The organism is Streptomyces sp. CO7 (assembly GCF_053474865.1).
The window spans coordinates 74,789-84,761 of the sequence record NZ_JBRIOU010000012.1; the positions used below are offsets into that span (position 1 = coordinate 74,789).

7 protein-coding genes and 1 pseudogene are annotated in these 9,973 nt (G+C 73.9%); 4 read left to right on the top strand and 4 right to left on the bottom strand.

Annotation, left to right across the window (positions count from 1 at the left end; genetic code table 11):
- Nucleotides 1–21: 21 nt before the first annotated feature.
- Entirely contained in the window at nucleotides 22–981 is a 960-nt protein-coding gene (locus ACOV8S_RS29970; protein ID WP_448321620.1) for a hypothetical protein, read from the bottom strand.
- A gap of 446 nt (nucleotides 982–1,427) precedes the next feature.
- Entirely contained in the window at nucleotides 1,428–2,945 is a 1,518-nt protein-coding gene (locus ACOV8S_RS29975) for an MFS transporter (RefSeq protein ID WP_448321621.1), read from the bottom strand.
- Between the two features lie 102 nt (nucleotides 2,946–3,047).
- Between ACOV8S_RS29975 and ACOV8S_RS29980 the strand changes: the two genes are divergently transcribed.
- Nucleotides 3,048–3,911, top strand: a complete 864-nt coding sequence (locus ACOV8S_RS29980) for a helix-turn-helix transcriptional regulator (RefSeq protein WP_448321622.1) — start codon at nucleotides 3,048–3,050, stop codon at nucleotides 3,909–3,911.
- A gap of 451 nt (nucleotides 3,912–4,362) precedes the next feature.
- A complete protein-coding gene (locus tag ACOV8S_RS29985; RefSeq protein ID WP_448321623.1) occupies nucleotides 4,363–4,974 on the top strand; it encodes a YceI family protein in 612 nt (203 codons plus the stop codon).
- A gap of 83 nt (nucleotides 4,975–5,057) precedes the next feature.
- On the opposite strand, the gene ACOV8S_RS29990 is transcribed toward ACOV8S_RS29985, so the two are convergent.
- Entirely contained in the window at nucleotides 5,058–6,518 is a 1,461-nt protein-coding gene (locus ACOV8S_RS29990; protein WP_448321624.1) for an MFS transporter, read from the bottom strand.
- 252 nt (nucleotides 6,519–6,770) lie between these two features.
- Here ACOV8S_RS29990 and ACOV8S_RS29995 point away from each other — a divergent pair, with 252 nt between their 5' ends.
- Nucleotides 6,771–8,066 carry a ricin-type beta-trefoil lectin domain protein gene (locus tag ACOV8S_RS29995; protein ID WP_448321625.1) on the top strand — a complete coding sequence of 432 codons (1,296 nt, stop codon included), beginning with the start codon at nucleotides 6,771–6,773 and terminating at the stop codon, nucleotides 8,064–8,066.
- Between the two features lie 68 nt (nucleotides 8,067–8,134).
- On the opposite strand, the gene ACOV8S_RS30000 is transcribed toward ACOV8S_RS29995, so the two are convergent.
- On the bottom strand, nucleotides 8,135–8,722 hold the full coding sequence (locus tag ACOV8S_RS30000) for a hypothetical protein (RefSeq protein ID WP_448321626.1): 588 nt from the start codon (nucleotides 8,720–8,722) through the stop codon (nucleotides 8,135–8,137).
- A gap of 176 nt (nucleotides 8,723–8,898) precedes the next feature.
- Between ACOV8S_RS30000 and ACOV8S_RS30005 the strand changes: the two are divergent.
- Nucleotides 8,899–9,973, top strand: a pseudogene (locus tag ACOV8S_RS30005) (SCO7613 C-terminal domain-containing membrane protein); the annotation flags it as partial.

The following is a 9,973-nucleotide window of genomic DNA, read 5'->3' on the forward strand; positions in this document are numbered from 1 at the left end:
GCCGGGGGCGACGGCAGCGGTTCAGGCGGCTTCCCGTCGCGCCCGCCGAGCGCGGCCGTCGCGGATCCGGCCGCCGGTGAGCAGGAGGGTGACGCCGAGCAGGGCCCAGCCGGCGAGGACGAGCGCCGGGCCCAGGGCGCCGATGCCGTGGAAGTAGGCGTTGGCGCGCAGCAGGCTGCCGGAGGCGCCGGGCGGCAGGAGCTGTCCGAGGTCGGCCCAGCCGCCCGGGAGCCAGTGCGGCCCGGTGACGAGGCCGGAGAGCGGGTTGGCGAGCAGCATCATCAGTGCCGCGCCGGCGATGAACCCGGGCAGCCCGAAGACCGCCTCCAGTCCCAGGAGCGTGAAGGCCAGGGCCGCGATGCCCAGCGCGAGGCCCAGCGCGGTCATCCCGTAGTGGCCGGTCAGCGAGCCGATGCCGTACTGGAGCACCGCGGTCACCGCGAAGCCCGCCGTGAGGGAGAACAGCGCCCCACCAGCCAGGCGGTGACGTGGCCGGCCGGGGAAGAGCCGGGCGAGGGCGGCGGCCGGGATGATGCCGCCGAACACCATGGGCAGCGCGGCGGCGGAGAATCCGGCCCCGCGCGGGTCGTCCTCCGGAAAGGGCGCCAGGTCCTTGACGGTGAGCTCGGCGTGCTGCCGCCCGGCCGCCCCCGTGGCCAGGCCGGTCAGTGCCGCCGCGGCCTGCGGACCGGCCGCACTCGCCAGGTAGAGCGTCACGCCCGTGGAGGTGACGGCGATGCCGCCGACGATCTCCCGGTGCTCGACCGCGGCGGTCAGCTCCTCGACGCCGGCGAAACGGGTGACCTCCCACTGCGTGCCGGCGCTCGCCCTCTCCAGCCGCTCCGCGGCCGGCGCGGGTCCCGCGACGCCGATCGGGATCTCGCGCGGCCCGCCGTTGGCTGCGGGCAGGGCGAAGGCCACGAGGATGGCGACGACCAGGACCGTCAGTCCCAGCACGAGGACGGTGAGCCTGCGGCGCAAGGCTCCCGCCGACGGCGGGCCGGGGGTGTCGCCCCGGGGGCCTCGTCGGAGGGTGCGGACATCGGGTTCCTCACTCGGGTCGTGCGTCGGACGTCGGTCGGGTCGTGCCTCGGGCGTCGGTATCTCGAGTCGTGCGTCGGGCGTCTTCGTGAGTTGTGCGTCCAGCCTCGTTCCTCGTGCGTGGCGCTCCGGGCGTCGCGCCTCGTGTCCCTCGTGCGCGGTGCGTCGTAGTCGTATGTCGGGCGTCGTACGTCGGGCGTCGGCGTCGTACTTCGGGTGTCGGGCGTCCGGTGTCGGGCGTCCCTGAGGTGGTCCGGTCTTCCGCGGGAAGGTCCGGCTTCGATTGTTCGGTCGACGACGGATCGGTACGAGTCGTGGCGGGAGTCCGGCCCAACGACACGCCGCCCCCGGCGGTGGCTCGGCCGGGGGCGGTGGGTGGCGGTCGGTCAGCGCGTCGACGGCTCCAGGTCGCAGCTCCCCCGCTCCCGCACGGCGCGTGCCCGCGGCAGGGCGAAGCCGAACAGCAGCGCGGCGGCCCCGCACAGCAGCGCGTTCAGCGCGATCGCCGCCGTCACTCCGTGCTCCACGCCCGCGGCCGGTCCCGCGGCGGCCAGGGTGACCACCGTGGACATCACCGGAGTGCCCAGGGTGATGCCCACCTGCTGGCTCATCGTCGCCAGACCGGTCGCCACGCCCTGTTCGCCGTCGGGGAGGCCGGAGGTGGCCGTCACCATGAATCCGACGATGGTCACCAGGTTGGCCGCCCCGCCCACGAAGGTCGCCGCCAGCAGCACGCCGAACCAGCCGGGAAGGTGTCCGAGCAGGAGCAACGGGGCCGTCGCCGCGGCCTGCAGCGCGAACCCGGCGACCACCGTGCGCCGTCCGCCGATCCGGGCGATGACCCGCGGGCCCGCCAGGCCGCCGGCCACCGTGCCGGCCCCCAGGACGGCGAAGGTCAGTCCGGCCTCGAGCGGGGTGAAACCGCGCACCTCCTGGAGGTAGAGGGTCAGCAGGAAGACCAGGGACGTCTCGGTGGCGAAGGCCAGCATTCCGGCGAGGTTGCCCCAGCCCACGGACCGGCGGGTCAGCAGGCGCGGCGGCAGCAGCGGGCGGGCGACCCGGCTCTCGATCCGTACGAAGAGGGCGAGCAGAACGGCCGCGGCGGCGAGGGCGGCCCAGCAGCCGGGGTCGGTCCAGGAGCGCTCCCCCGCCCGGGTGAGGCCGAGGACGAGCGCGATCAGCGCGAGGGTGACCGTGACGGCCCCCGGCAGGTCGAGCCGGGAGCGCTCCTCGGCCCGTGCCTCCCGCAGCACGGCCGGGCCGACCGCCAGCACCACCACGGCCACGACCACGTTGACGTAGAAGGCCCAGCGCCAGCTGATCAGGTCGGTCAGCAGTCCGCCGAGGACGGCGCCGGTGGTGAAACCCGCCGCCATCAGCGCGCCGTTGAGGCCGAGCGCCCGCTCGCGCAGCGGTCCTTCCGGGAACGAGGTGGTCAGCAGTGACAGCGCGGCGGGGGTGACGGCGGCGGTCGCCACACCCTGGGCGACACGGGCGGTGAGCAGCAGCCAGGGGGTGTCCGCGAGGCCGCCGACGAGCGAGGCCAGTCCCAGCAGGGCGATCCCGGCGAGGAACTGCCGCCGACGGCCGAACAGGTCGGCGCAGCGCCCGAAGAACAGGGTGAACCCGGCGGCGCACAGGGCGAAGGAGGTGGCGATCCACTGCAGGTCGGCGAGGGCGAACCCCAGGTCGGTGCCGATGCGGGGCAGGGCTACGTTGAGGATGGAGAAGTCGACGGCGAGCGTGAAGCTCGCGGTCAGCAGGACGATGAGGGCGAGCCGGTCCCGCAGGCCGGGGCGGGCTCGCTCCGGGCCCCGCGGGCCGGCGGTCCGGGCGTCCGTGCCGCGGGCGGCTCGAGCGTTCCCGGCGGTCCTCTCGGCTTCGGTGGTGTCGGTGGTGGTCATGGCTCCGAGCCTGCGGCCGCTTCCAGGACACAGCCAGATCCCGCTCGTTGGTACCACTGACAGGGGCAGGCACATCGCTCGGCCCGCGCCGATACTGGAGCCATGAGCCTCCCCACAGAGCACGACACGGTCACCGGCGGCCTCGGCCATTTCCTGCGGACCCGACGCGCCGCCGTGACCCCGGAGTCGGTGGGGCTGGCCACCTGGGGCGCACGACGGGTCCCGGGGCTGCGCCGGGAGGAGCTGGCCCAACTGGCCGGGATTTCGGTGAACTACTACACGCGGCTGGAGCAGGGGCAGTCGGTGAACGCCGGGGACTCCGTGGTCGAGGCGCTCGCTCGGGCGCTGCGCCTGGACGACGACGAGCGGGCCCACCTGTTCGCGCTGGTCCGGCCGGTCCCGGCGGCCCGCCGTCCCGACCCGGTGGAGAGCCCGGGTCACGGGGCGGTCCGTCTGCTGGCGTCCATGCCCACGGTGCCCGCCCTGTTGCTGGGCCGGCGCAACGACGTGCTGGCGTGGAACGCGCTGGGCCACGCCCTGCTCGCCGGACATCTCGATCCCGCCGCGCCGGACGACCACGACGCCCGTCCCAACCTGCTGCGCATGCTGTTCCTGGACGCCCACACCCGCGAGCTGTACCGCGACTGGCACGAGGAGGCCGCGCTGGCCGTCTCCTCGCTGCGGTACTCGGCCGCCCACCGTCCGGACGACCGCCCGCTCGCCGAGCTGGTCGGTGAGCTGTCGATCCGCAGCCGGGAGTTCGCGGCCCTGTGGGCGCGGCACGACGTCCGGCTGTGCTCCAGCGGCACCAAGCGGTTCCACCATCCGCAGGTGGGTCCCCTGGAACTTCACTACGAGGTGCTGCACCTGCCGGACGGCGACGGCCGGCGCCTGCTCACCCACACCGCCGAGCCCGGCTCGGCGTCGGCCGACGCGCTGAGTCTGCTGGGCCGGGCGGCGGGCTGACGCAATTCGGGCGCAAAGCTGGGGAATCGAGCTTCCGTCACCACTTCGGGAAATTGCCGGAGCATCTCCCGGATAGTTCGGTAACCGCCGGTAATCGGCTGGTTCCCCTCGACGGGCGAGCATGGCGGAAATCCGCCGGCGCGTGATCCGTTTCACCTGCCGCCCATGCCGCGTCCGCAGTGCGGAGCGACTACCGTACACAGCTCTGACCAGCCCGGTTTCCCGGAACTCCCAGGCATCGACATCGGTACGCATGGGACCGGCGGGAGCGGGTATTCGGTTGGGCCCGTGCGGAATGTGTGGGGATTCTGCGCGCGCCTGCATACGGTGCAGAAAAGCGGGCCTCTGGATTAGGATCCCGCAGTCGTGCGTGCAGTCCCGAGCGAATAACAGGTGAAGTGTGAGTCTGTTCAAGCGAACCGCGGCCCCTGGCCGACCGGAGCCTCTCGCCGTGACGGATCCTGCCGTCGAGGCGAGATCGGCCTTCGCGCAGGTGGCTCCCGTCGACCCCGATCTCGCCTCGCTGACCGGTGAGTGGTTCGTCGACCCCGCCCACAGCCGGGTCGGATTCTCCGTGCGGCACGCCATGGTGACGACGGTGCGGGGGTGCTTCCGGGAGTACAGCAGCCGTCTGTTCTTCCACGGCACCAAGCCGACCCGCTCGCAGGCCGAGATCGTGATCAACACGGGCAGCGTGGACACCGGCGTGGAGCAGCGCGACGCCCACCTGATCGGGCGCGACTTCCTCGACTCCGCCCACTACCCCACGATGCGGTTCGTCAGCACCTCCGTGGAGACGGCCGGCGGGGACGTGTTCCTGATGTCCGGGGACCTCACCATCAAGGAGATCACCCGGCCGGTGACGCTGGAGCTGACCTACATCGGCAACGTCACCGACCCGTTCGGCTACCAGCGGGCCGGTTTCGACGGGACCACCACCATCAACCGCTCGGACTGGGGCCTGACCTACGACAGCAGGCTGGCCGAGGGCGGCGCGATGGTGAGCGAGAAGGTGCGGCTGCAGTTCGACATCGCGGCGATCCGCTCGGCGCCCGCCGTGTGACCGTGCCCGCGGACGCGTGATCGCGGGGTTTGCGCCGACCCCCGCGGCCGTCCGCATGTCATGCCCTGATCAGATCACCCCCATCAGACGGCTTCCGTTCCGGCTCGGACGACCGGCGCCGGCCTCCCCCGCTCGTCGAGGCGGCAGCGGCGCTGGAACACGAGGGCCAGCGCCATCAGGGCGGCGGGAAGCGCCGTGAAGCCGATGAGCAGCAGATCCAGCGCCCGCTGCGGCTGCGGGGCGGTGCCCTCGGTGGTGGCCACGAAGCCGCCGATCGCCAGCGCGAGGGCGTAGAGGTAGGGGCCCAGCGCCGTTCCGGTCGCGTCGGTGGCCGTCCAGATGCCCGAGTAGGCCCCCGCGCGGGTGTCGCCCCGCGCCTCGGCCGCGGCGACGGCGTCGGACAGCATGCTGAAGGAGAGCAGCTGGAGACCGGCGAAGGCGACGCCCAGCAGCACGGCCACGGCGACCGTGGCCGTTGTGCCCAGCTCGCCGGCCGGCCACAGGGCCAGGCAGCCGGCCAGGAACAGGGTCTGCGCGGTCATCAGGGCGCGCTGTTTGCCGTGCCGGCGGGACAGTGCCTGCCAGAGCGGGCCGACCAGGACGGCCGGGCCGAGGAAGGCGCCCATCAGCACGGAGGTCAGCTTCTCGTTCCCCAGGATGTACGCCGTGTAGTACGGCACGGCCGCCAGGAACAGGTGGGTGGTGGTGCCGGTGACGAGGTAGGCGAGCAGGAGCGGACGGAAGTCCCGGTCCCGCAGCGCCGCCCGGACGTCGGCGAGGACGGAGTGGCCCTCGCCGGAGGGCGGCCGGGTGCCGCACTCCTCGGTGAGGCGGCGCACCCCGCGCACGGCGACCAGGCCGGTGACGATCATGAAGGCGGCCAGCATCATCGCCGCGCGGGAGTACGCCTCGCGTTCCCCGGAGGCGACCAGAGCCGGTGCGGCGACGCCGCAGGCCAGCAGGCCGACGGTGAGCGCCGCCATCCGGAACATGAAGACACGGGTGCGCTCGTGGTACCCGATGCGCAGTTCGGTGGGGGTCGTGACGTAGGGGACCTGGAAGCAGGCGAACAGCAGGTTGCCCGCGGTGTACGTGACGCCGACCCAGAGCGCCGCGCCGACGCCGGAGAGCGCGGAAGGCACGGTGAACAGGGCGGTGAACACGAACGCCAGGGCCAGCCCCACGGTGAGCATCCGCCGGCGGTGCCCGTGACGCCTCGCCTCACGGTCCGACCAGGTGCCGAGCGCGGGATGGGCCACCGCGTCGACGATCTTGGGGAGCAACAGCGTGACGCCTGCCAGGGCAGGGCTGACGCCCAGGGTGTCGGTCATGAAGTAGAGCAGCAGCATGCCGGGCACGGTGATCCAGACGCCCATCCCTAGCGACCCGGCCGAATAGCGCAGCAGGGCGCCGGTGGAGGCCTTCGCCGCGCCTTCGCCCGCCGCGCCCTCGATGGCGGCGGCCCCCCGCCGCGCGCCCGGGGCCCCGGCCGGCACCTCCCGCCCGGCAGGCGGCTCCTCCTCGCGCAGCGGTTCTCGTGTCATGCGCAGAGGCTAAGCACCGGCCCGCCGCAGGAACAGGGGACAGCGGCACCGGATCGCGCCGGGTCCGCCGGACCGGATCCGGCCATGTTGGGCGCGCGGGCGGTTCCGCGTCGCACGCACCATTGGCCGCGCCCGACTTGGTCCATACCATCTGGGGCAAGCGGAGCGCCTCCGTCCTCCCCAGGGGCGGCCGCTCCCGCTCGGTACGGTGCGCACAGGCCCCCTCCCCCACGCTCAAGGGACGTACACGCCATGACAGTTGCACAATCGACGAGACGACTGCCCGTCACCACGCTCACCCTGCTGCTCGTCGCCGTCCTCGCGGCCGCGCTGCTGGTCGCGCAGGGCGCGGGCGCGCCGCCGGCGGCGGCGACCGCGCCCGACCGGGCCACCGCGGCGGCCGCCGCGCAGACCTGGGCGGACGAGTTCAACGGCACCGCGGGCAGCGCCCCCGACCCCGCCAAGTGGACGGTGGAGACCGGCGGTTCGGGCAACGGCAACAACGAGCTGCAGTACTACACCAACAGCCGGAACAACGCGGCGCTCGACGGCAACGGCAACCTCGTCATCACGGCCCGCAAGAACACCGACACCGGGCTGCAGTGCTGGTACGGCAGCTGCCAGTACACGTCGGCGCGGCTCAACACGGCCCGGACCTTCACCCAGGCGTACGGCCGGTTCGAGGCCCGGATCAAGATCCCGCGCGGGCAGGGCATCTGGCCGGCGTTCTGGATGCTCGGCAACGACCTGGGCAGCGCGGGCTGGCCCAACAGCGGCGAGCTGGACGTCATGGAGAACATCGGCCGCGAGCCGGGCACCGTGCACGGCACCATCCACGGTCCCGGCTACTCCGGCGGCGAGGGCATCGGCGCGGGCTACACCCTGCCGGGCGGCCAGGCGTTCGCCGACGGTTTCCACACCTTCGCCGTCGACTGGAGCCCCAACAAGATCGTCTGGTACGTCGACGGCAACGCGTACCAGACGCGGACCCCGGCGGACCTGGGCGGCGACCGTTGGGTCTTCGACCACCCGTTCTTCCTGATCCTCAACCTGGCGGTGGGCGGCAACTGGCCGGGCAGCCCCGACGGTTCCACCAGCTTCCCGCAGACCATGACGATCGACTACGTCCGCGTCTCCACCTCGGACGGCGGGTCCACGCCCACGCCCACCTCGGGTCCCATCCGCGGCATCGGCGGCATGTGCGTGGACGTGGCGGGCGCCGGGACCGCCGACGGCACGCCGATCCAGCTGCACAACTGCACGGGGAACGCGGCCCAGCAGTGGAGCTTCCCGGGTGACGGCACGGTGCGCGCCCTCGGCAAGTGCCTGGACGTCTCGGGCGGCTCCACGGCCGACGGCGCCGTGGTCCAGCTGTGGACCTGCAACGGCACCAACGCCCAGAAGTGGACGTACACCGCGGCCCGTGACCTGACCAACACGGGCTCGGGCAAGTGCCTGGACGCCAAGGACAACTCCTCGGCCGACGGCACCCGCCTGCAGATCTGGACCTGCGGCGGCGGCGCCAACCAGAAGTGGACCATCGGCTGACGACGGTTGCGCGACGCGGGGGCGGTGAGGCCGGGCGCCCGGCCTCACCGCCCCCGCGTCGTACCGGGTCAGAGCCGCATCGCCTGCGGCTGGTCGCGCCGCGCGGGGTCGGGTCCGTCGAACTCGCGGACGACCGTGTAGGCGCCGTCGTGCTGGACGGGCCGGAAGCCGGCGTCCTGCACGAGCTCCACGACCTCGTCGCCCGCCGGGCCGTCGATCTCGTCGGCGCCGTGCTGCAGCGCCAGCTGGGCGGTGCGGTCGCCGTAGGTCTCGCGGAACACCTTCAGGTGCGGCACGTTGTCCAGCAGCAGCCGGGCCACCGCGTAGGTCTTGAGGACCTCGAGGCCGGACAGGGACCGGTCCCCGGTCGGGACGGCGGCCTGCTCGCCGCCGTCCCACTCCTCGCGCAGCCGCAGCATCGCGTCGACGGCGGCGGCACGCTCGCGCCGGCCGCCGAAGCCGAAGGCCAGGCCGCCGCCGGCCCCCTCGCCGTCGAACCAGGCCACGTCGCCGTGACGCGCGGTGCGCGCCTCGTGGGCCAGCGCGCCCAGCCAGGCCAGGTCGTCCGACTCGTACAGCGCGATGCCGTCCTCCCGGGTCAGGCGCTCGCCGGCCCGCACCTTCCGCTCGAGCTCACGCTTGAGTCCGACGTCCATGGGTTTCCCTTCCTGACACGACAGCGCTCGAAAAATACAAGCGTCCGACAAAACCGTACCTGTCGCCTCCGCCTCCTCCACGGCACCCCTCCCCCGTCGGCGACGGACCGGATGAGTACCGGTTCTGAGTATCCGCACTCATGTGCACCGGGCCGCTTCGCCGTGATGGTGCCGGTATGACGACACCACCACCACCGCCGCCGGCCGAGGAGCTGCGCCTCGTCGACGCCGAGTTGCGGTCCCTGGACGCGCGGCGCGCACAGCTGCTGGCCCGCCGCGCCTGGCTGGTCGGCGTGCTGTGGGCGGCGAACGCGCCGGCGCCCTCCCCCGGCCCCTGGGACCAGGCCACGGCCCAGGGGCGGACGCCCCGGAGCGAGGCGTCCGGCCCGGACGTGCAGAACCTGCTCCTGCTGCTGGGCGGACTGCTGCTCGGCATCGCCTCCCTGGTGTTCACCGTGGTGGCGTGGGGCTCGCTGGGCATCGGCGGCCGGGCCCTGGTGCTGGGCGCCCTCACCACCGTGGTGCTGGCCGCGCCGGTGCCGCTGCTGCGACGCGGGCTGCGGGCGACGGCGGAGTCGCTGGCCGGGCTCGGCATGACACTGACCGTGCTCGACGCGTACGCCCTGTACCGGGTGGCCCTGCCGGACGCGCCGGTGGCGGCGTACGCGGCGACGGCCTGCGCCCTGCTGGCGGCGCTGTGGGCCGGGTACGGGTGGCTCTTCCGTGAGCTGCGCGGCCCGTGGCCGGCCGCGGCCGCCGTCGCGCAGCTCGCGCTGCCCCTGTGGGCCTCGGGCGCGGGCGGCGGCACCCTTGAGCTGTTCGCCGCGGCGCTGCTGGCCACCTCCGCCCTGGGCGCCGCGGTCGCGCTCTCGCCGTTGCGCCCGTCGGTGCGCTGGACCGCGGGCGTCGGGGCCTGTCTGGAGGGCGTCCTGGCCGTGCCCTGCGCGCTGTGGCTGTCGTTGTCGGCCCACGGCGCCGGCGCCGCGGCCGTGGCCGGTCTCCTGCTGGCCTTCGCCGCGCTGGTCGCCGCCGCGGTGGCCGGGCGGCTGCGGGAGGGGGCGGCCGCCACGGCGTCGGCGGTGGTCGCGGGCCTGCTCGCGGTGGCCGCCGCGGGAGGCATGGTCCGGTGGGCGGTGCCGTGGGAGTGGGCGGTGCCCGGCCACCTGGGCTGCGCGCTGCTGCTGCTCGCCGTGACGCGGACCCCGCTGCCCGCGGTGCTGCGCGGCGGGGCGGCCTGGGCGTCCGCCGTGG